This is a genomic window from Telluria sp. AC161 (genome assembly GCF_979258535.1).
The window spans coordinates 5039760-5062065 of sequence record NZ_OZ409861.1 but is presented as its reverse complement, the minus strand read 5'-3'; the positions used below and the strand labels follow the sequence as shown (position 1 = coordinate 5062065).

Annotated in this window: 18 protein-coding genes; 9 read left to right on the top strand and 9 right to left on the bottom strand. The window is 64.4% G+C overall.

Going from position 1 to position 22306, the window contains the following annotated elements; genetic code table 11:
* Nucleotides 1-39: 39 nt before the first annotated feature.
* Entirely contained in the window at nt 40-1026 is a 987-nt protein-coding gene (locus ACZ0AJ_RS22510) for a helix-turn-helix domain-containing protein (protein WP_499456600.1), read from the top strand.
* On the opposite strand, the gene ACZ0AJ_RS22505 is transcribed toward ACZ0AJ_RS22510, so the two are convergent.
* From ACZ0AJ_RS22505 to ACZ0AJ_RS22480, 6 genes are all read right to left on the bottom strand, one after another.
* On the bottom strand, nt 1023-2327 hold the full coding sequence (locus tag ACZ0AJ_RS22505; protein ID WP_499456599.1) for an MFS transporter: 1305 nt from the start codon (nt 2325-2327) through the stop codon (nt 1023-1025). The two genes, ACZ0AJ_RS22510 and ACZ0AJ_RS22505, sit on opposite strands and share 4 nt — an antisense overlap.
* Nucleotides 2324-4624, bottom strand: coding sequence for a family 20 glycosylhydrolase (locus ACZ0AJ_RS22500; protein WP_499456597.1), 2301 nt, complete (start codon nt 4622-4624; stop codon nt 2324-2326). Before ACZ0AJ_RS22500 ends, ACZ0AJ_RS22505 begins: the two co-directional genes overlap by 4 nt.
* A 46-nt stretch (nt 4625-4670) precedes the next feature.
* The gene (locus ACZ0AJ_RS22495) at nt 4671-7304 is read right to left on the bottom strand and encodes a TonB-dependent receptor (protein WP_499456596.1); all 2634 of its coding nucleotides are present in this window, start codon (nt 7302-7304) and stop codon (nt 4671-4673) included.
* Nucleotides 7305-7481: 177 nt separating this feature from the next.
* Entirely contained in the window at nt 7482-8861 is a 1380-nt protein-coding gene (locus tag ACZ0AJ_RS22490) for an HD-GYP domain-containing protein (RefSeq protein ID WP_499456594.1), read from the bottom strand.
* A gap of 185 nt (nt 8862-9046) precedes the next feature.
* Nucleotides 9047-9667 carry a hypothetical protein gene (locus tag ACZ0AJ_RS22485; protein ID WP_499456593.1) on the bottom strand — a complete coding sequence of 207 codons (621 nt, stop codon included), beginning with the start codon at nt 9665-9667 and terminating at the stop codon, nt 9047-9049.
* A gap of 167 nt (nt 9668-9834) precedes the next feature.
* Nucleotides 9835-10977, bottom strand: a complete 1143-nt coding sequence (locus ACZ0AJ_RS22480; protein WP_499456592.1) for a serine hydrolase domain-containing protein — start codon at nt 10975-10977, stop codon at nt 9835-9837.
* A gap of 83 nt (nt 10978-11060) precedes the next feature.
* On the opposite strand from ACZ0AJ_RS22480, the gene ACZ0AJ_RS22475 reads away from it, so the two are divergent.
* The gene (locus ACZ0AJ_RS22475) at nt 11061-12047 is read left to right on the top strand and encodes an LLM class flavin-dependent oxidoreductase (RefSeq protein WP_499456590.1); all 987 of its coding nucleotides are present in this window, start codon (nt 11061-11063) and stop codon (nt 12045-12047) included.
* Between the two features lie 79 nt (nt 12048-12126).
* Here ACZ0AJ_RS22475 and ACZ0AJ_RS22470 read toward each other — a convergent pair whose 3' ends face one another.
* Entirely contained in the window at nt 12127-14907 is a 2781-nt protein-coding gene (locus tag ACZ0AJ_RS22470) for a M16 family metallopeptidase (RefSeq protein ID WP_499456588.1), read from the bottom strand.
* 424 nt (nt 14908-15331) lie between these two features.
* Between ACZ0AJ_RS22470 and mepK the strand changes: the two genes are divergently transcribed.
* The 5 genes from mepK to ACZ0AJ_RS22445 all read left to right on the top strand — a co-directional run bounded on the left by mepK (nt 15332) and on the right by ACZ0AJ_RS22445 (nt 18153).
* Nucleotides 15332-15874: a peptidoglycan L,D-endopeptidase MepK gene (gene mepK / locus ACZ0AJ_RS22465; RefSeq protein ID WP_499456587.1), complete on the top strand. Its 543-nt coding sequence runs from the start codon at nt 15332-15334 to the stop codon at nt 15872-15874.
* Between the two features lie 7 nt (nt 15875-15881).
* Entirely contained in the window at nt 15882-16703 is an 822-nt protein-coding gene (locus ACZ0AJ_RS22460) for a hypothetical protein (protein WP_499456586.1), read from the top strand.
* On the top strand, nt 16700-17005 hold the full coding sequence (locus ACZ0AJ_RS22455; RefSeq protein WP_499456585.1) for a hypothetical protein: 306 nt from the start codon (nt 16700-16702) through the stop codon (nt 17003-17005). Before ACZ0AJ_RS22460 ends, ACZ0AJ_RS22455 begins: the two co-directional genes overlap by 4 nt.
* A 102-nt stretch (nt 17006-17107) precedes the next feature.
* Nucleotides 17108-17620, top strand: coding sequence for a ferritin-like domain-containing protein (locus tag ACZ0AJ_RS22450; protein ID WP_258837317.1), 513 nt, complete (start codon nt 17108-17110; stop codon nt 17618-17620).
* Between the two features lie 89 nt (nt 17621-17709).
* Complete coding sequence (locus ACZ0AJ_RS22445) at nt 17710-18153, top strand: thioesterase family protein (protein ID WP_499456582.1); 444 nt, start codon at nt 17710-17712, stop codon at nt 18151-18153.
* A gap of 59 nt (nt 18154-18212) precedes the next feature.
* Here the strand turns inward: ACZ0AJ_RS22445 and ACZ0AJ_RS22440 are convergent, their stop codons facing one another.
* A complete protein-coding gene (locus ACZ0AJ_RS22440) occupies nt 18213-18707 on the bottom strand; it encodes a DUF3016 domain-containing protein (protein WP_499456581.1) in 495 nt (164 codons plus the stop codon).
* A 166-nt stretch (nt 18708-18873) separates the two neighbouring features.
* On the opposite strand from ACZ0AJ_RS22440, the gene ACZ0AJ_RS22435 reads away from it, so the two are divergent.
* Both ACZ0AJ_RS22435 and ACZ0AJ_RS22430 read left to right on the top strand, forming a co-directional pair.
* Nucleotides 18874-19611: a DNA-formamidopyrimidine glycosylase family protein gene (locus tag ACZ0AJ_RS22435; protein WP_499456580.1), complete on the top strand. Its 738-nt coding sequence runs from the start codon at nt 18874-18876 to the stop codon at nt 19609-19611.
* Between the two features lie 190 nt (nt 19612-19801).
* Nucleotides 19802-21307, top strand: coding sequence for an HD domain-containing phosphohydrolase (locus ACZ0AJ_RS22430; RefSeq protein WP_499456578.1), 1506 nt, complete (start codon nt 19802-19804; stop codon nt 21305-21307).
* A 37-nt stretch (nt 21308-21344) separates the two neighbouring features.
* Here ACZ0AJ_RS22430 and ACZ0AJ_RS22425 read toward each other — a convergent pair whose 3' ends face one another.
* Entirely contained in the window at nt 21345-22289 is a 945-nt protein-coding gene (locus ACZ0AJ_RS22425) for a cation diffusion facilitator family transporter (protein WP_258837312.1), read from the bottom strand.
* Between the last annotated feature and the right edge of the window lie 17 nt (nt 22290-22306).

Sequence of the window (22306 nt, the reverse complement as noted above, 5' to 3'; positions counted from 1 at the left end):
ACGGCAGCGGGTTTGGTCGCATAATTCATCAACGCTGTCATGACGATCTTCGATATGCCACTGACCCACGCCGCCCACGCCGCCCTTACGCACCGCATGTCACCTGCTGCCGCCTGCGTGGCGCCCCGGGTGTCGGTGTCGCGTCTGTCGCGCCTGTACGAAGTCATGGACCTGATGCTCGATTCGGTCGGCGATCCGCTGGCCCTGGGCAGCCTGGCCGCATCGGCCAGCTATTCGAGCTACCACTTCGACCGCATCTTTCGTGAACTGACCGGCTTTTCGGCGGTGGAATACCAGCGCAAGCGGCGCCTGCGCCGCGCCGCCCACCTGCTGCGCCATGAACCGGACGTGCCAGTCGGGCGCATTGCGCAGGATTGCGGCTTTCCGTCCAATGCAGCGTTCGCCAAGGCCTTCCGCCAGCAGTTCGGCATGCCGGCCAAATCCTGGCGCGACGGCGGCTGGCGCATCTATATGGATGCCCAGGTCGGGCGCGAAAGCGATGTCAGTTTCTTTGTCGCCGAGCCGGGCGAACTCACCGCGCTGAACGCCCCTTATTGCGCGCCCGCGCCTGGCAGCGTTGCCGCGCGCGTCACGCTGCGCCAGTTACCGGCCGTGCAGCTGCGCTACCAGCGCTTCTTTGGCCAGTCCGGCGCGGCGCTGTCGCTGGCCTGCAATGCCTTCATCTGCGCACAGGAAAGCGCCGGCATCCCACGCGGGGCGCCGTGGTACGGCGTATTCGACGAAGATCCGGGGTTTACGGGCGAGCGCGAATACTGCTATGACTTCGGCTTCGACGCCGGCGTGCTGGCCGACCCGGGCCTGGGACTGCGCGTGCTGCCGGCCGGAATGGTGGCGATCCTTGAATTTCACGGCGAGTGGCCGCGCTTTCGGGCGATGTACGAAGACTGGCTTGAACACCAGAGCGTGTGGCGGCTCGATGCAACGCGGCCCCATGTCCAGAAGGTTGCGCGCACCGACGATGGCGGGTGGCAGGGCTGGCTGGCCCTGCCGGTCAAGCGGCGCTAGTTGTTCTCCACCGCGTTATCGGGCGCCTCGATGCGCATGAAGCGGCTCAGCACCAGCACCGGCAGCGCCGCCACCAGCACCCACAGAAAGAAATCCCGATAACCCAGCGCCTGCTGGATGTCGCCGCTGATCGTGCGAAACAGCACAAAACCCAGTTGCATGAAGCCGGTCCCCAACGCGTAGTGCGCCGCCTGGTACGGACCGCTGGCGACCACCTGCATGATGAACAGGATCACGCCGACAAAACCGAAGCCGTAGCCAAACATCTCGAGCCCCAGCGCACTGACGATCAGCGGCATCGAGACAGGCTGCGCGTCGCTCAGGTACCAGAACACCGCATTGGGCACGTTCATCGCCAGAATCAAGAGCGGCAGCGCGCGCTTGAGGCCCAGCCAGGCCGTGAAGTAGCCGCCCGCGATGCTGCCGATCAAAAAGGCGGCGGTGCCAACCGTGCCGTACACCCAACCCACCTGCGCGGTGGTCAAGCCCAGGCCGCCAGCCTCGCGCGCGTCGCGCAGGAACAGCGGGCCGATCGACTGGATCTGCCCTTCCCCGGCGCGAAACAGGATGATGAACAGGATCGCCATCCAGATCCCCCGCTTGGCAAAGAACGTCTTGAACACGTCGACCAGGGTGGCCTTGACGTCGCGCGCATGACGGATCCGCCCCGCGAGCTTGGGCGTGGCCGGCAGCGCGTGCCAGTGGTACAGGCCCAGTGTCACCATCAGGCCACCAAGCAGCAGGAACACGACGGTCCAGGCGGAAGCGATGCCAAAGCGTTCCTCGAGCTCGCCCGCCAGGATCAAGAGACCGCCGAGCGAGAGGAACTTGGCGGCGTTGAAGAAAGCGCCCTGCCAGCCGGCATACGCCGCCTGCTCGCGCGCTGTCAGGCTGCTGATATAGATGCCGTCGGCAACGATGTCGTGGGTGCTCGAGGCCAGCGACACGATCGCCAGCAGCGCGAGGCACAGGGCAAACCACATCGGCAGTTGCAGGGCCAGCGCGACCAGGGCCAGGCAGGCGCCGCCAAAAATCTGGCAGGTAACGACGGCCATGCGCCGGCTCGGGGCCAGTTCCAGGAACGGACTCCACAGCGCCTTGAAGGCCCAGGCCAGACCGAGCAGGCCCGTCCAGCGGGCGATCTGGTCGTTCGGCACGCCCATGCTCTTGAGCATCTGGCCGGCGACCAGCGCCACCGCATAGAACGGCAAGCCCTGCGCCAGGTACAGCGTGGGCACCCACGACAGCGGATGGCGCCGTGGCGCATGGTGGACCGGAGCAGCGACCAGCGTCTCGTTCATGGCGATTCCAGATGTAGGGTGACGATGCGGCTCACGCGACCGTGCGTGTCGATGCTGGCCAGTTTCACGACGCCTGCGCCGTGCAGCGGCACCGGGTGAACGTAACGGGGGCTGCCCGCGTCCGGGTCGCGGCCATCGACAGTGTAATGCAGGCCCAGGCCGGGAAAGGCGGTATTCGCCTGCAGCATGCCGTTCTCCACGCGGGCGCCCGGCGGCGGCAGGCGGTAGTGCCAGCCCTGCCGGTCCAGACGCGGCAATTCGCGCCGGCCGAGTCGGTTGGCGAATTCATTCCAGTCGGGATTCGTGTCCTGTGGCGACCACGCGCGTTCGGCCAGGCCGAGCAGGCGCGGCATGGCGAGATACTCGAGCCGCGCGCGCGAGCACACGTTCTCGCCCCATAGCTGCCCTTGCAGGCCCGTGACGCCGGCACTCGGCGCCAGATCGAATGCATCGCGCGTGCCGACGAAACCGGCCCAGTAGTAGCCCGGTTCCAGCGGATGCTTGGCGTGTGCGAAATCGAAATACAAACTCGTGGCATTGGCCAGCACGACGTTGAAACCGGCTGCAGCCAGTTCGGTGGCGCAATCGCGTTCGTGCGGCAAGCCGCCGTTGTTCCAGACGTAGACATGGAAGTCGCGCCCGGCCTGGCGCCGGTCGGGCGCCAGCACGCCATCGGCGCGCGGCGTCAGCGCCGTTTCTTCCCAGCCCGCAAAGGCAATGCCGTGACGCGCCAGGATCGCGCGGCAGCGCGCCTGGAAGTCGTCGCGCAACTCGCGCACATCCGTCCAGCCATGCGCGCGCATGCTGGCCTGGCAGACGGGCGAACCGATCCAGGCGCCGCCAGGCACTTCGTCGCCACCGGTGTGCAGCACCTGCAGCGGCACCTCTGCTGCGCGGTACAGCGCAGCCACCTCGGCGACGACGGTGTCGATAAAGCGGTCGACCGATGGCAGCGCAATGCACATCACGTTGTCATGCCACAGCTGCACCGATTCGTAGGCCGACGTGTCGGCCGGGTCGCTGAGCAGGTATTCGTCGGCGCCGGCAAGGTCGCCCGCTGCCATCAGGCGCGCATGGCGTACGCGCATCGCTTCGACCGCCGCACGCGCGTGGCCCGGCAGATTGAATTCGGGGATGACGTCGATGTGGCGCGCTTTCGCATGGCGCAGGATCGTGACGAACTCGTCGGCCGTATAAAACCCGCTGCCGCTGGATGCAGCGACGGCGGCGCCGGAGCCGAACGACGGTGGTAAACAAGCGCCAACGCCACGCTGCGCGCCAATGGCGGTGAGTTCTGGCAAGGCGGCAATCGCCAGGCGCCAGCCCTCGTCGTCGGTCAGGTGAAAATGGAAGCGGTTGAGTTTATACGCGGCCATGCAGTCGAGCAGGCGCAGCACGGTGTCGACGCTGGAAAAGTGGCGGGCAACGTCGAGCATCATGCCCCGATAGGCGTAGCGCGGCGCATCCTGCACCGCGCCCAGCGGCAGCGCGCCATCGGGCGAGACCAGCTGCGCCAGGCTTTGCAGGCCGTTGAAGACGCCGTGCGCACTGGCGCCCCTGAGCACCACACCCTGATCGTCGATGTCGAGCGAATACGCTTCATCGCCGGCTTCAGTCACCGGTCCGATGGCGAGCGTCACCGCGCCCTCGCCCGACGGCAGGTCGGCCAGCAACGCGCGCAGGAAGCGCACTTCATTGTCCAGCCCTGCTCCATGCACGACCGCCGCGTCGCGTCCCAGCTGGTACTGGCCGCCCTTGAATCGCGCCGAGCGTGGACGCGGCGTGATGCGTCCGACCTCGTCCTCGGGCAGGTACGACAACGCCGCATTCTGCGCAAAACGCCAGGCCGCATCGGCGGTAGGCACCGCGTCGCCCCGGTTGCGGTGCCGTTGCTCGGGCCGTACGAACGGCGCAATGACCGGGTCGCCCAGATCGACGGCCGCCCCGCCCTGCCCCGGCACCAGGAAAAAGCCCAGCGGCGCATCGGTGATGCTGATCGCCCAGTGCAGCGCCTCGTAGTCGAGCGTGTGCGTCTGCCCCGGCAACCAGGCATCGCCCCCCGGCATCGACAGCGCGAACAGGTCGCCATTGACGTGCGCGATGGCGTAGCCGGCGCTGACGGTCTCGGCCAGGATCTTGCGGCAGGTGTTGAAGCACAGCGTCCAGCCGGGCGCGATGGGGGAGGCGCCATCGTTGCGCAGCACGAGGCGCGCGGCAAACGCGTCGTCGCGTATGAAATTGCTCAGGCATTCCCAGGCGATGTGGATCGCCGGGCCGCCATCGGATCGGTCCGTCATGGGTGTCCAGGTGAAGGCGGGGCGGCCGAAGCCACCCCTGGGCTGATTACAGCTTGCCGCGCAGGCCGAGGTAGAAGGTACGGCCGTTCGAGTAGAAGGCGCGTGGCCGGTCCTCGTTTTCGGCGTACATCTTGATGGTCTCGTTGGTGAGATTGAGCGCGTCGAACGTAAGCGTGAAGCGTTCGCTCAGCTTGACGTTGATCGAGCCGGCCAGCGACGGCATGTCGTCCACGTGCTGGCTCGCGCCACGGTCCACGCCGGCTTTGTACTTCGAGCGCCAGTTGTAGGCCAGGCGCGCCGAGAAGCGTTCATTCTCGAAGTAGCCGGTCACGTTGTAGGTGTTGCGCGACGAGTTGATCAGTTCACCACCATCGTCGAGTTCACCATCGGCGAACGTGTAGTTGACCAGGAAGCCGAAGTCACGCGCCACCGGCTGCTGCCAGCTCAGCTCCACCCCGCGATTGCGCCCGCTCGTGTTGTACGGCGACGTGATCTGGTATTCGGTCAGCGTGCTGCGCTTGTTGTTGTAATAGGTGCCGGTCGACGTGCCCTGCGCCACGATCGAGCGCAGGTCCATGTAGAACAGGCCCGCCGACAGCAGCGCTTTCGGTGCGTAATACCATTCGGCGCCGATGTCGAAGTTGGTCGAGCGCACCGGTTCGAGGTTGACGTTGCCGCCGTTGCCGCTCAGCGCGTCGTCGTTGAGTGACACCGAGCCGCCCAGCGCGCTGTAGTCGGGGCGCGCGATGGTCTTGGCCAGCGCCGTGCGCAGGACCAGGTCGGGCGTCACGTTGTACTTCAGGTTGGCGCTTGGCAGGTAGTCGCGGTAGGTGCGCTTGAACGTCGTCGGCGTGTAGGCGCCAAAGGCCGAACCGGTGATCGGCGCCGGGCCGCCCGGCAGATTGACGATCGTGTTCTGGCGCGTCTCGACGGCGCGCAGGCCGACATTGCCGCTCCAGCCGTCGCCGCCGAAGTCGACCATGCCGTACAGCGCCGCCGTCTTCTCACCCACTTCGAATTCGTTCATCCAGTTATGGCGCAGGACGTAGTCGAGCAGACGGTTGCCGGGGATCGCGCCCCAGGCGCCCAATGCTGCGCCGTCGTACTTGAAGTAGTTCGACGCCAGATTGCCGCCCAGGTCATTGGCGAAGTCGCTCGGGTACAGCTGGCCGTTCCAGGCCGGGCCCGGATTGGTAAAGCCCAGCGGGCCGGGCCGGGTTTCCAGCGGATGCTCGGCATTGCGCTGGTGGTCGGTCCAGCGCGCGCCAAAGCGCACGGCCTGGAAGGTCGGATTGTCCAGGCGCAGCTCGCCATCGACCTGCGCGTACTGTTCCTTGTCCACCGACTGCGATTCGCCGCCGCCGGCCCAGGCGGTCGAGCCGGGCGAGACCGTGTTGCCGCCGGGGTAGCTGACCGATGCCGGCGACAGGCCGTTCAAGCCGTACACCATGCCACCATCGACATTGTTCTGGTAGTAGACGTCGTCGCGGTCCCAGCCCACGCCGTGGGTCTTGCCAAGCTTGCCCGAGAGCGAGAAGCGCTCGTTGACGCGCCACTTGCCGTTGAAGTCCAGGTACCACGATTCGCCGCCCGCATCCGGACGATAGATATTATCGACCTCGCCCGCGTTGCGCGTGAACCCGGCCCCCACCAGCGTGTTGTTGCGCACGACCGGGTTCAGTGGAATCAGGTTCAGGCTATTGATCGAGTTGGCCGGCGCGGCCAGCCAGTTGGTGTTCTGGTGCGGCGCTTCGAGCTTCGAATAAAAGCCGTTGACGTCCAGCGTCAGGTCGCGGTTCGGACGCACCTCGACGTCGAAGGCGCCGCCTTCGCGCTTCTTCTCCTGCTCGAACAGCGCAGCGCCGATGAAGGTCGGCACGACCACGCCGGCCAGCGCCGGGTTGGCGAGCGCCGCCGCGCTGGTCGCACTGATCGGGGTGTAGCCGAGGATTTCCTGGCCATCGCGCCGCACGGATGATTTTTCGGAGAACCCCTGGATCAGGATGCCGGCCGTGTTGGCGGCGTTCTTCCAGTTCACGAGGCCCGACAGATGCGGCTTGGTCTCGCCGGACAAATCATTGTAGTTGGCCTGGACCGAGCCTTCGACGGTGAGCTGCTGGCGGAAATCGAGCGGGCGGCGCGTGATGACGTTGATGGCACCGGAGACGCCGCCTTCGACCAAATCGGCGGTGGGGCTTTTCTGGACCACGATCGAGCCGACCAGCTCGGACGGCAACAGCGAAAAGCTGCTGGAGCGGCCGACATTGCCGCCGATCTGGTTCAGCACGAACCAGTCGCCGGTGCTGATCGCGTGGCCGTTGAACAGCGTCTGCTGCAGGCTCGGGCTGGTGCCGCGCAGGCTGACGCGGTCGTTCTCGCCAAAGCCGCCTTCGCCGCCGGCAGACGATTGCGTGTTCACACCAGGCAGGCGCTGGATGGCGTCGGCCACGTTTTTATCGGGCATCTTGCCGATGTCTTCGGCCGTGACCACCTCGACGACGGCGTCGCTGTCGCGCTTCTGGCGCAGCGACTGTTCAAGCGCGGCGCGCACGCCCGTCACCACCACAGTCTGCGGCGCCAGTACCGGCGCTTCCTGCGCGCCCGCCCCGCTCATCGCCAGGATTGTCACCGCCGCTGCGATCGCGGTCCGCTGATACTGCCGTGCCTTCAACTCATTCATGTGCGCTCCAAACCAGGTTGGCCATCGGGTGTTGGAGCCAGTCCCAAGCAATCCGGACAGGCTCTCAGTGAGCGCATTGTGGTGGCATCCGGGATGCCATGTTTGTCAAATCTTGCTATCCGGAAGAGGAATTCATCACACTGACATGTGAGTGTGGCAGGGAACATAGCAGCAGATTCAGGGCGACGGGAACGGGACCAGCGCCAACCCGCGTTTGAGCGCATCGAAGCAGGCCGGATCGAGCGCGGTGCCCACGGTCTTTTCCATCATCTCGAGCGCCTGCGGGATCGGGATCGCGCCGCGGTACGGGCGCTCGGCGGTGATGGCATCAAAAATGTCGGCGGTGGTGATGATGCGCGTCTCGAGGCGGATGTCGTCGGCATGCAGGCCGCGCGGATAGCCATTGCCGTCAAGGCGCTCGTGGTGGGCGCCGGCAATCGACGCCAGTTCGGCAAACGCCGCGATGCGGCCCAGGATCGTTTCGGTGTACTCGGCGTGCTGGCGCACGGCGGTCCATTCGTCGCGGTCGAGCGAGCCTGCCTTGTCGAGCACGCTGTTGCTCACGCCCAGCTTGCCGACATCGTGCAGCAGCGCGCCACGCTTGAGCCAGCGGCGCCGCTGCGCCGACAGCCCAAGCGCCTCGCCGATCATGTCGGTGTACAGCGCCACGCGTGCGCTGTGGCCGCTCGTGTACGGGCTCTTGGCGTCGACCACCTGGCCGAAGGCGGTGGCGATATCGTCGAGGTAGTCTTCGTCGAGCGCGACTTCGTGGCCGGCGGGCTCCAGTGCGAACACGGCGCGGTCCAGGTCGGGCGCGGCCAGCTTGCGCCAGAAGGCATCCTCCAGCGCGACCTGCTCGAACGCCGCGACCAGCCGCGGATCGAACCAGCTGCCGGCGCGCGCGGTCGCTTCGTGCAGCGCAGCCTCGCGCCCGCCATCGGTGTGGAACACGTCGATCACTTGCGCAAGCAGCGCAATGCGCGCATACACGGGGATCGCGTCGCCCACGAGCTGGGCCGGTTTGCCCTTGCCATTCACGTGTTCATCGAGCGAATAAATGCCTTCGGCCACGCCCTCCGGGAAGCGCAGCAGGCGCGCGATGTCGGCGCCGCGCTGGCAGCGGGTGGCGATCAGGCCCTGCGCGATCTCGGGGCCATCGCGCAGGATGGTCATCACGCTGCGGAACCGTTCGGCCAGGCCTGCTTTGAGGCCCGTGTGCTTGAGCACGAAACCGAGTACCTGCGGCAGGCTGTCGCCCACCGTCTTGAAGCTGCGCTTGAAGTCGAGATCGTCCGTCAGGTACAGCTCGCAAATGCGGGCGGCATTGCTGCTGCAGCCAAGGTCTTTCAGCAGCAGCGTGTAATACAACTCCCACAACTGATCGTCGTTCAGGCCCGCGACACGGCCGATATGCATCCCGATCCAGCAGCAGCGCACGCAGTGGCCAGCCGGCTGGCCTTCGGTGATGTCGAGCGCATAGCTCAACGCGCCAATCAGCTCGGAGAGCTTCATGGCGCTGGGGGCCAGCATCTCCTGCGGCGCGTCGGGGTGCATCATAATTAGTTCCGTAAGGCAATAATTATGAATGGTACGCCACAACCTTCGTGGAAAATCACCCGCTCCATAATATTGACAACGGATGCGGCGTGGATACCACAGACAAAACGACAACACCGGCGCGGGGCCGGTGTTGTATTGGTGGCGGCTAAACCACCCTTATTGCTGACGCATTGCTGGTGTTATCAATAACCGCGGCCGGTGCTGCCGGTGGTACCGGTACCAGTAGTCCCCGTGGCGCCGGTGCCAGTCGTACCCGTTCCGGTGGTGCCCGTCGCGCCCGTGCCTGCTGCGCCGCTGGTACCCGTGCCCATCGAGCCGGTCATACCGGTGGTGCCAGCCGCGCCGGTGGTGCTGCCCGTCACGCCGGTGGTGCCGCTGGTACCGGTGGCGCTGCCGGTCGTGCCGGTCATACCGCTGTTACCCATTGCGCCGCTGGTGCTGCCGGTGACGCCCGTGGTGCCAGTGCGGCCTGTGGTGCCGACCGTGCCTGCGCGACTGTCAACCACGCCTGCCGAGCCGGTGGTGCCGGTCATCGGGCTGGTGCTGCTGCGGCGATCGTTTTGCTGGTTCATGCTGCTGGTGCCGGTGGCGCTCATCGACGAGCGGCCCGTTGCATCCTGCATGCTGCTGCCGGTCTGGCTACCGACCTGGCCCGACGTGCCTGCCATGCCGGTGCCAGTGGTGCCGGTTGCCGTGCGGCCCGTCGCGCCTGCCGTGGTGCTCGTTTGTGCATGGACTGCAGTAGCACCCAGCATGGCAACCGTCATCGATGCGCCGATCATTCCTTTGAGTAGCTTGTTCATGGTGTTCTCCTGAATATGTTTTGTAGTGCGTACTCGACACATCAGTGCGTCAAGTCAGGCGTTCAGTGTAGGTCGACAGCAGATATGGGCGCGCACAGTACCGCGCGGAAATATTAATCGTCGCCCAACGTCATCTATTTTGCGCGCAATTGCACGCATTTTTTCGTTTATTGTTGAGCTGATAATACGGCTTCTGCCGACAGCGTTCCGAGCTCGGCGTAGAGCGGCAGGATGCTGTTGCGGTCATCCGGATAGACCCGGTTGGACAGGAAGATATAAAAGCTTTGCGACTGCGGATCGATCCACAGGATGCAGCCGGTAAAGCCCGTGTGCCCGTAGCTGCCGAGCCGGTAATGCCGGCCCCGCGGCCGGCGTGCAAATGGCGAATCGATGTCCATGCCCATGCCGCGCAGTGCAGCAATGCCTGGTGGCGACTGGGCGGTGCACAGCAGGCGCACGCTGTCGGGATGCAGCACGCGCACGCCATCGAGTTCACCGCCCGCAAGCAGCATGCGGGCAAAGCGTGCGATATCCCGCGCGGTCGAAAATACACCGGCCGAGCCGGCCACGCCGCCCATCCGGCGCACGGTCGGATCATGCACCTGGCCTTGCAGCACGGCGCCAGGCGCCAGGCCACGCTGCGCTTTCGACAGCACCGCGTTTGCATCCACCGCGCCACGCTGGGTGGGCGCGATCGTCCGCCCGTCGCCGCGCGCCAGCGGCCGATAGCCGGTGTCCTGCATGCCCAGTGGCGCAAAGAGATGTTTCTCGGCAAACGCATCGAGCGGCATGCCAGCCACGCGTTCGATGATCAGGCCAAGCAGGATGTAATTGATGTCCGAATAGCGAAAGGCACTACCCGGCACATGCGTCACGCGTTCGAGCGAGGCCAGCAGCAACGCCGCCTCCCTGCCCTCCCACGCGGGACTTGCCGGCAACCCAGCCAGCAAGCCCGACGTATGCGTCAACAACTGGCGCACCGTGATCGCGTCCTTGCCGCCGCCCGCGCAGTCGGGCAGGTAGCGCAGCAGCGGCGCTTCGAGGTCGATCTGGCCGGCCTCGTGCAGCAGCAGGATCGCCGGCGCCGTGACCAGTACTTTCGTCAGCGAGGCGACGTCAAACACGGTGTCGAGGGTGACGGGCGCTGCCGCCGGCCCGAAGTCGAGTCGCCCGTACGCGCGCTCGGCATGCGCGGCGCCGCGTTCGAGCCAGTACACGGCGCCGGGCAGCAAACAGGCCGCGACGGCAGTGCCGATCGCAGCGTCGATTGCGGCCAGATGATGCGCGTTGAAGCCATGTTGCACGCTCATGGCGACATGTCGTATTGACAAGCGGCCGGTGCAGTTTTGGGCACCCTTGCACGCGTTTTTTCGCATCGGCGTATCATTGTTCCATGATCCCTTTATCGATACTCGACCTCTCGCCGATCGTTCAAGGCAGCGATGCGGCAACTTCCTTCAAAAGCTCCCTCGACCTCGCCCAGCATGGCGAGCGCTGGGGTTACAACCGTTACTGGCTCGCCGAACACCACGGCATGCCAGGCATTGCGAGCGCCGCTACTGCGGTTCTGATCGCCCATGTGGCGGCCGGCACGTCCACGATCCGCGTGGGCGCCGGCGGCATCATGCTGCCGAATCATTCACCGCTCGTGATCGCCGAACAATTCGGCACGCTCGCCTCGCTTCATCCGGGCCGGATCGACCTGGGCCTGGGCCGCGCGCCTGGCTCCGACCATACCACGGCGCGCGCGCTGCGCCGCAACCTGGCGTCGGACGCCGACGAGTTCCCGCAGGACGTCGTGGAACTGATGGATTACTTCGCCGGCTCGAGCCGCCGGCAGGTGCTGGCCGTGCCGGGCGCTGGCCTGGACGTGCCGCTGTGGATTCTCGGTTCGAGCCTGTTCGGCGCGCAACTGGCGGCGCACCTCGGCCTGCCGTATGCATTTGCGTCGCACTTCGCACCGCAGATGATGATGCAGGCGATTGACATGTACCGCAGTAACTTCCGTCCATCGGCGCAGCTGGCCGAGCCGTACGTGATGCTTGGTTTCAATGTGTTCGCGGCCGATACCGACGAAGAAGCGCATCTGCTGGCCACCTCGATGCAGCAGGCGTTTGTCGCGCTGCGCACGGGCAATCCAGGCAAACTCAAGCCGCCGGTCAGCGGCTACCTGGAGGCGCTGGACACGCCCGAGCGCATGATGCTCGACAGCGTACTGGCCTGCTCGGCGATCGGCTCGCGCGACACTGTGGCCGCCCAGCTGCACGCGTTCATCGAGAAGACCAAGCCGGACGAGATGATGATCACGTCGCAGATCTACGACCACGCCGCCCGCCTGCATGCGTACGAAATCACGGCCGACATCCGGCGCAACAGCTGACCCCAGCGCTGATGTTGCAACGATAAAAAAGCCCACCCGGCGCGTGCCGGGTGGGCTTTTTTACGTTCGTACCACGTGATTACAACGCCTTGCCATCCGCATCGATGCGGCGCACCTCGCCCAGGTTCAGCGTGCGCACGTCCTTCTCGACCTTGCTCATGTCCCCCACCACAACCCACACCAGGCGATCGGTCAGGAAGCTGCGCGCGGCCAGGGTATTGGCCTGCTCCGGCGTGAGCGCCAGCGCCTTCTCGGTGTAGGTGTTGTAGTAGTCGTCCGGTAAGCCATATTGCAGGATGGTCGTGTAGGCGCCGCCCAGCTGGCCGGCTGTCTCGAAGCTGCCCGGCAGGCGCAGCGTGCGGTTGTCCTGCGCGAATTTCAGCTCGGCGCCGGTGATCTGGCGCTCACCTGCCACGCCCTTGTATTCGCGCACCAGTTCCTTGAGCGCGTCGCCGGTCTTGTCGGTCTGTACCGGCGAGATGCTCATGAACGTACGCTGGCCAACGGCCGGCTGCACCAGGCTGCGTACGCCATACGACCAGTGCTTGTCTTCACGCAGGTTCATGTTGATGCGCGAGCTGAAGGTGCCGCCGAACACGTCGTTGACGATTTCCAGCGGCAGCGACTCGGGGCTGTTGCGCGGCGGCGCCAGTTGCGCGCCGACAATCACGCTTTGCAGCGCGCCCGGCCGGTCGATCAGGTACACGAGGGGCTTGCCTGGTGCGGGCACGGTGGCGATCACTTTCTTCGGCACCTCGCCGCCCTTCCAGCCGCCGAAGGTTTTCTCGAGCATCGGCGTGATCTCGGCCAGCGTCGTGTCGCCCACGACCAGCAGCGTCGCGTTGTTCGGCTTGAACCACGTTGCATGGTAATTGGCCAGGTCGCCCCGGGTCATGCGGCCCACGGCATCCTCGGTGCCGTTGGCGGTGCGCGCATACACGTGGCCCTGGCCGTACATCAGCGCCGGCACGACGCGCAGCGCGATGCCCTGCGGATCGACCTTCTCGCGTGCGATCGCGGCCAGGCGGTCTTTCTGCAGGCGCGCGAATTCGTTCTGCGGGAACGCCGGATTGCGCACCAGGTCCGCGTACAGGCCGAGCGCCTGCGGCAGCGTCGCCTTGAGCGCATTCATGCCGACAAAGGCGCCATCGAGATTGATGCTGGCGCCAAAGGTCGCGCCCAGGCGTTCGAGTTCTTCGCCGATCTCGAGCGACTTGCGCGTGGCCGTGCCTTCTTCGAGCATGCGCAGCGTAAGGCTGGCCACGCCCGGCAAGGCGGCGCTGTCCGCGGCGTAACCGCTGTCGACCATCATCTGCAGGTTGACGACCGGCGCTTCATGGCGCTCGGCCAGTACCACCTTCAGGCCGTTGGACAGCGTGATGCGGTGCATCGGCGGCAATTTGAGGGACATCGCCTTGCCGGCGACCGGTTCCTTGCTGCGATCGAGCCCCGTATCGGTGGCGGCCAGGCCGGTCGGGAACGGATCGATCTGCAGCACGTAGTCGCCGTCGCTGAGCCAGTCGTTCATCGCCTTTTTCACCGTGGCGGGCGTCGCGTCCTTGATGCGCTGCAAATAGACCTTATAGCAGTCCGGATTGCCGGTGAAGGTCTGGCACGAGGCCAGCAGGTCGCTCTTGCCGCCGAAGCCGCCGACGCGCTCGATCATGCGCGTGTACTGCGCCAGGATCGTGGTCTTGGCCAGGCGCAGCTCGGCGTCTGTCGGGCCGCTCTTCATCAGCGCGCGCAGTTCGTCGTCGGCAGCCTGCTCCATCTTTTTGACGTCGGCGCCGGGACGGGCCGTCAGCGTCAGGTCGAACTGCCCGCCAATCTCGGATGCATCGTCGCTTGCGGTCGCGCTGGTGGCCAGTTGATCCTTGTAGACCAGGCGCTTGTACAGGCGCGACGTTTTGCCGCCGCCCAGCACGCGCGCGCCCAGGTCGAGCAGCGCTTCTTCGGGCGTGTTCGCGCCCGGTACGTTCCAGGTACGGTAGATGCGCGTTTGCGGTACGCGGTCCTGCGCCAGCGTGCGGTGCGTGCCGGTGCGCTTGGCGATCCAGGCATCGTGCTTGGCAAGCGGCGGGCCTGGCGGAATCGCGCCGTAGTATTGCTCGACTTTCTTGCGCGCTTCTTCCGGCGAGATATCACCCGACAGCACCAGTACCGTGTTGTTCGGGCCGTAGTTCTGCTTGAACCAGTCCTGCACGTCCGTCATCGAGGCCGCATCGAGATCGGCCATCTTGCCGATCACGGTCCAGGAATACGGGTGGCCGACCGGATAGGTGTTTTCGACCAGCAGCTCGTAGGCGATGCCGTAGGGCTGGTTCTCGCCCTGGCGCTTTTCGTTCTGCACGACGCCGCGCTGGATATCGAGTTTCGTCTTGTCGACCGTGCCCAGCAGATAACCCATGCGGTCGCTCTCGGCGAACAGCGCGTAGTCGAGCATCGAGGTCGGCACGTTCTGGAAGTAATTCGTGCGGTCCTGGCTGGTGGTGCCGTTCAGATCAGTCGCGCCGACCTGCTCCATCGCATTCAGGTAAGTCTTCTTGAAGTTGTCGCTGCCGCTGAACATCAGGTGTTCGAACAGGTGCGCAAAACCGGTCTTGCCCCGCTGCTCGTTCTTCGAGCCGACGTGATACCAGGTATTGACGGCCACCACCGGCGTCTTGCGGTCTTCGTGCACCAGCACGGTCAAGCCGTTTTTCAGCGTGAACTTGGTGTACTTGATGTCCGGGATCGGAATGTCGGGCGTGCTGGCGGGGGCGGCAGGCGCGGCCTTCGGTGCGGCCTGTACTGTGGACACGCCGAACATCAGCGCAAGCGCTGCCGCGAGGTAAGTGGTGCGACGAACGAGAACTGCCATGCTGCGCCTCCTGAATGGGTCGGGAAAGAACCATTCTAGGCACGTTTCACTTAGTCAACAAACAAAACAGCGTATGCATGTCTCGCGGAGCGACAAACCATGCGCGGCGCATCGCGCGTGACGCATGGCGCATGGAATCGCCGTGGCGCGAGCCGTGTTCGACATGGCCGGTTTTTCAGATCGAGCGCCAGGCTCTGCACAGAGTGGGGACTGTGGCTGTAGATTCTGGCCAGACGGTCGAGCTGCGCTTGGGCCGCGCCGGTCCCAACCGGCTTGCCGGCGTCAGCATACGCAAATCTCTCAAAAACAGTTAAATACTTGACATCGTAGCTGAAATGTCGCGATTTTCTGTACATTGTCTGCACGATTGCGGCAAATGGCGTATCATCGATTGCTCACTGAACCAGCGCAAGGACTCCCTTCAATGATTCAACGACGTACCATCCTCAAAAGCGGTCTCCTCCTCGCAGCATCCTCCCTCAGCCTTCCTACCCTTGCCAAAAATTCATCGATTGCCACCGGCGATTGCTGTCTGCGTTTCTACAATACGCACACGGGTGAAAAGCTGACGAGCACGTTCTGGGCGCAAGGCGAGTTCATCCCTGATGCGCTGGGCGACATCAACAAGGTGCTGCGCGACCACCGCACCAACAAGATTGCGGACATCGATCCGGAACTGCTGCTGCTGCTGGGCCAGCTCAATGGCAAGCTTGGCAACAGCAAGGAATTGCACATCATTTCGGGCTACCGCGCGCCGGAATCGAATGCGTTCCTGCGTGGCCATGGCAGCGGCGGCGTCGCCAAACGCAGCCTGCACATGGAAGGCAAGGCTATCGACATCCGCCTGCCGGGCACCGATCTGCGCAACCTGCAAAAGGCGGCCATGTCGCTCCAGGGCGGCGGCGTCGGCTATTACGCCAGCTCGCAGTTCGTCCACATGGATACCGGCCGCGTGCGGTATTGGTAATCGGTTGATGCGGCCGTCCATCGTCCGTGTCGTTGCCGGACTGGCCATGAGCGGCCTGTTCATGGCTGCGGCTGCAGGCCTGCCGGCGCAGGCCGCCGGCCAGAGCACCGTCACCGTCAAGTCCACCCGCGACCCGGTCGACAAGTCATACCGCAAAATGATCCGCGGCATGGAACGCTTCGAGCGCGAGCGCGCCTTCGCGCCGAACGCCTCCCTGCGCTTCCAGTTGCTGCCGCGCCTGCCGAACGTCGACATGCGCGGCGTCACGCTGCGCGTGGCGGGCGATACGGTATCGGTGCCCGTCCCCGTCGATGAGAACAATTTCTTTGTCCTGCCGCGCAACGCGCAAGCCTTGCAGGAAGACGCTGCCGTGCTTGCCAGTCGCAAGACCGCCAGCATGACCTGGCGCGCACGCATCGAAACGCCGGGCGTCCCGGCCGGCACGCGCCGCCTGGGCGATCTACGCCTGGAATGCCGCGTGGGCAAGGAAGCCGGCCTCGTCTCCAACAGCTCGCCGCTGTTCGGCTGGATCTCGGATGCGCTCGACTCGCCTGAAGGCGTCTGCACGAGCCCGGATGGCAATTACCTGTTCTTCGCCGAGCGCCCGATCTTCGCGGTCACGCTGCGCGCCGGTGAACGCAGTGAAACGCTGCCGTTTTCGATGCTGTACGCGGGCGGCGACCAGACGCCCGACATGCTGCCGTTCTGCGATTGCCAGGTGCTGCTCGACCGCACCTATTACGTGCCGTTGTGGGATGCCAGCTGGCCGGACGACACGCTCGTCGAATTCACGTACATGGTTGATGCGCCAGCCGGGGTGACGCCATGAAAGCAACTCTGATCCTGTGCGCCGCGCTGCTGGCTGGCTGCGCCACGCAGAATGCCGCGCCACCCGGCGCGCAAGTGCCGGCCGAGCGGCTGCAACAGACTGTCGTGGCCGGGCAGACCACCAGGGCGCAATTGCTGGCCGCGTTCGGGCCGACGAAAAACGTGCGCTTCGACAGCGGTTTCGAAACCTGGGTCTACCAGTCGCCGGCGGGCGCTGGCCAGTTTGCCGAGTTTGTCGTGCTGATCGATCCGGCCGGCGTCGTCGCAAAAACACGGACACGCGCGCCGGTCCCGGCACGCTGATCGTTTTTTGTTAAGGAGTGACGCGCAAATGTGTCATACCTAACAAACAGTACCCATCAATTCTGCCATTCTGGTTGCACCTATTCACCAGCGGAGAATTTCATGGCAACTGCAATCGACGACAATCTGAACGACTGGCTACGTGACGCTCATGCAATGGAAGAGCAGGCAGACAAGATGCTCAACGCGCAGGCGGACCGCCTCGAGCACTATCCGGAACTGCGCGCGCGCATCGTCCAGCACATCGAAGAAACGCGCTGGCAGCGTGGCGTGCTGGACGAGATCCTGGCGCGCCGTGACATCAGCAATTCAGTGGTCAAGGATATCGGCGCCAAGCTGATGGCATTTGGTCAGGCTGTTGGCGGCATGACCGTCAGCGATGAAGTGGTCAAGGGCGCGATGGCCGGCTACGTGTTCGAGAACCTCGAAATCGCCACCTACACGTCGCTGATCGCAGCGGCCAAGGCGGCTGGCGACAGCGCCACTGCCGCTTCGTGCGAACAGATCCTGGTGCAAGAAAAGGCAATGGCAGCCTGGCTGCTGGAGCACCTGCCGCAAGTCACGCAGGCCTTCCTGACGCGCTCGGCAACGCCGGGCGTGGAAGCGAAGGTCTAACTTCCGCATCACCCGCGGTCGGAGCGGCGCAGTATGCGTGCGCCGTCCTGTATCCTGTCCATCTATCCCGCCCATTAACAGGATGGCCCATGCCCCGCGTACAACTCGACTTTCCCGACGACCAGTTCTACTTTTCGACCGTGCTCACGGTGCGAGCCACCGACATCAATGCGGCGAATCATGTCGGCAATGAATCGATGATCGCGATGGTGTCCGAGGCCAGATCGCGCTTCCTGTTCGAGTTCGGCGTGCCGGAAACCAGCCTCGATGGCCCTGGCATCATCGTCACCGACCTGGCCACCATCTACCGCGCCGAGGCGCATCGCCGAGATGAGCTGCTGTTCGACGTGGGCGTCATGGACTTCAACAAGTATGGCGGCGACCTGATCTACCGCATCACGCGGCCGCGCGACGAAAAGCTGATCGCCATGGCCAAGACCGGCTTTGTGTTCTACGACTACAAGGCGGGCCGGGTATGCCCGATGCCGGACGACTTTCGCGCCAGGTTCGAGCGTGTCAACCGGGTCGACTAGACCACAATAAAACGGCGCCCCGCAGGGCGCCGTTTTTTTACACGCGCGATAAAAATGGCTTAACCGCCGCGCTTCTTGCCGATGATCGTTGCGTCGAACCACTCATCGATCATGCGCTTTTCGGCGCGCAGGCTGTCGTTATCGCTGAAGCGGCCGATGCGCTGCATGTAGTTCATGTCGGCCAGGCGTGCATCGCCGCCCTTGAGCACCTGCCCGTTCTGCGTCAGCGAATAGCGCAGGTTGATGATCGGCCAGTCGGCCGTGCCTTTCAGGATGCGCAGATCGCGCCCGTTGCTGACATTCGGGTACTCACGGCCGGCCAGATCGATGTCGGTCACTTCGATCACCAGGTCCTGACCCGCAGGCAGTTTCTCGCCAAGCTTGGTGAAATACGTGCTCAGTTCTTCCAGCACCTGCTTGCGCTCCCATGGGGCAAATGGCAGGTCAGCGAACTTGTCGGACTCGATGTAATTGACGGTCACGCCCGCCGAGGCGGCGCCGGTGGCCAGCGCGAACAGGCCAGCCAGGGCGGTTTTTATCAGGGTGGATTTCATTGCTGCCTCTCCTTCTGTATGCGTTTCGTATGCGATCTTCGCTTACCAATATACGCCGCTTCGCCTTGCTCTGCTCGTGGCGAAACGTTGGAACTTGTATCCAAATGTTAGGTCCCGAACATGACCAAAAGATGGTGCCATATAAGAATGCATCAAGGAGGCAACCATGCCAGAAGGTCCAACGCTGTACATGCTCAAGGAACAGACGACGCGCTTCGTGGGGCAGACCATCGTGCGCGCCAGCGGCAACCTGAAGACGCTCGATCCGGCGCGCCTCGTGGGCCAGCGCATCACCGGACTGCATACATGGGGCAAGCACTTCCTGATCGAGACGCCCGACGTCATCCTGCGCGTCCACTTTCTGCTGTTCGGCACCTACCGCATCGACGAGGACCGCGACAAGCCGCCGCGCCTGTCCATCGGCGTGGAAGACGGCGGCGCCATGAATTTCTATGCCTGCGCAATCCGCGAGATCGACCGCGCCACCTTCGACGCCTATGACTTCAGCGCTGACGTGATGGGCGCGGCCTGGGACCCGGTCAAGGCGCGCAAGAAGCTGCGCGCCGCACCGGACATGCTGGCCTGCGACGCCCTGCTCGATCAGGCCATCTTCTCGGGTGTGGGCAATATCATCAAGAACGAGGTGCTGTTCAGGATCCGCGTCCATCCCCTCTCGACAATGGGCGCGCTGCCTGCACCCAAGCTGCGCGCACTGGTGGAAGAAGCGCGGCAGTACAGCTTCGACTTCCTGGGCTGGAAAAAAGCGTTTACGCTCAAGGAGCACTGGCTGGCCCACGCAAAGAAGATCTGCCCGCGCTGCGACATTCCGTTTTCCAAAGCCAAGCTCGGCACCTCAGACCGGCGCAGCTTCTACTGCGAACGTTGCCAGAAACGCTATACGTGACGCGCCTTGTCACGCCACTGCAACAGCGTTACCACAGGGCAGGTGTTACTTCTGTCAGTCACCATTTTGTTATTGCTTCTTGTTAAGGATCATGCGCCGTACTACAATCGGCTTGACTCCAGGCTACTTTTGTTGTGAAAAAAAATAGTCTGTTCACTTAACCTCGACCCTCCCAATATCGGAATCGTCCATGTCCTTCTTGTCGTCCGCTGCGCCCAAACTCGCACCCTGGAAAGTCTTGCTGGTGGACGACGAACCCGACATCCACGACATCACCAAGCTAACGCTGACGCGCTTTCGCCTCGACGGGCGCGCACTGTCGTTCGTGCATGCCTACAGCGGCGCCGAAGCCAAGGAAATCCTGGCGCGTGAAAAGGACATCGCACTGGTGTTCCTCGACGTGGTGATGGAGCGCGAAGACAGTGGCCTGGAAGTGGCGCGCTGGATGCGCCAGGATCTGGACAACCAGTTCACCCGCATCGTGCTGCGCACCGGCCAGCCCGGCCAGGCGCCGGAAGAACGCGTGATCGTCGACTACGACATCAACGACTACAAGGAAAAGACCGAGCTCGATCGCACCAAGCTGTTTACGACGACCTTCGCCGCGCTGCGCGCCTACCGCGACATCATGAAGGTCGAGGAATCGCGCCGCGTCCAGCAAACCTACCGCGAAGGCCTGGAACGCGTGATCGCCGCGTCCGCCCACATCTTCCAGCAACGCAACCTGAAGGACTTCGCCAACGGCCTCTTGCTGCAGGTCGTGGCCCTGCTGCGCCTGGAACAGAGCATGCTGCTGCGCCTGAAGGCGGCCAGCGTGATCACCGGCCAGAGCCAGTACGAAGTGCTGGCCCAGATCGGCGACATGGAGGGCGACGAGATCGGTCCGGAACTGGTGGCCCAGTTGGACGACGCGCGCCACAACCGCATCTCGCGCCTGCACGGCGACACCTATGTCGGCTACTTCCCGAACAACAGCGGCAAGGCGTCGCTGCTGGTGCTCAAGGGCGTGGATGAGATTTCGGACATCGATGCGCAAATGCTGGAGGTGTTCTGCTCGGGCGTGGCCATCGCGTTCGACAATATTTTGCTGAACCAGGAAATCACCGATACCCAGGCCGAGCTGATCCTGCGCCTGGGCGACGTCGTCGAATCGCGCTCGCACGAGGCGGGCAACCACGTGCGCCGCATGTCCCAGGTCTGCTACATGCTGGCCCAGGCCTCGGGCATGCCCGAAGACGAGACGGCAGTGCTGATGCACGCCGCGCCGATGCACGACATCGGCAAGATCGCGACGCCCGATGCGGTGCTGCTCAAGCCGGGCAAGCTGACCGATGCGGAGTGGGCCATCATGAAGCAGCACCCGACCGTGGGGCTGCAGATCCTGGACGGCTCGCAGCGCCCGATCCTGAAGGCGGCGGCGGTCATCGCGCACCAGCACCACGAAAAATTCGACGGCACCGGCTATCCGCAAGGACTGCGCGGGCAGGACATCCACCCGTACGCGCGCATCGTGGCGGTGGCCGACGTGTTCGACGCGCTGAGCCACGCGCGCTGCTACAAGGAAGCGTGGCCGGCCGCCAAGGTAACCGAGCACCTGCGCGAAGTGGCCGGACACCACCTCGACCCGACCTATGTCGACCTCTTGATCCGGAATATGGACAAGGCGCTGGCGATCAACGCGCAGTGGCCCGACTGAGTGGCGCGACTGAGCAGCGCACCGGATCGCCTCCTGCTCACTTGAACGCAGCGCGCAGCGCCGACGCATCGAAATAGATTTGACGGATTACCGGATGCTCGGCGGCTACCGCAGTCTCGATGCGGCCGATCGCCGCCTCCACCTTGTCGATCGACAGCCCCCGGCGAAACTGGACCGAGGCGGCCAGCAGCACTTCTTCCGGCCCCAGCTGCATCGTGCGCAGGCTTGCCACGCTGTCCAGCGCCGGCTCGCGCAGGAACAGCGCCTTCAGTGCGGCCAGCTCGTCGTGGTCGATCGCTTCGCCCACGAGGAGGCCACCGGTCTCGCGCGCCAGCATGAAGGCGGCGCCGATCAGCAGCAGGCCGATCACGATCGAAGCGGCCGGGTCGATGTACGGATTATTGAAATAGTGGCCCAGCGCGATGCCGGCGGCGGCAATTCCAAGGCCCAGCAGCGCGGCGGAATCCTCGATGAAGATCGTGAAGACCGATGCATCCTTGCTCGCACGGACGGCTTGCCACAGCGTCGCACCGGGTTTGCGCGCCGTGTTGAGTTCCTTGCGCGACACGTTCCAGCTATACCCTTCGAACAAGGCAGCCACGCCAAGCACGACGTAGCTCCACATCGGGTCTTCCAGTGGCGGCGGGTTCTGCAGCGCATCGACGCCGTGGTAGATCGATAATCCGCCGCCCAGCGAAAACACCGACAGCGCAACGATCAGCGCCCAGAAATACAGCGACTTGCCGTAGCCGAACGGATGCTTGCGGTCGGGCGCGCGGGCGCTGCGGCGTTCGCCCAGCAGCAACAGGAATTCATTGCCGGTGTCGACAGCCGAGTGGATGCCCTCGGCCACCATCGCCGCACTGCCGGTGATGCCGGCGACGATGAACTTGGCGACCGCGATGCCCAGGTTGGCGGCAATTGCCGCATAGATGACTTTTTGCGAGCCCTGGCGTGGCGCGTCTTGCTTGTTTTCGTTCATGGACTCTCCAAATGGGG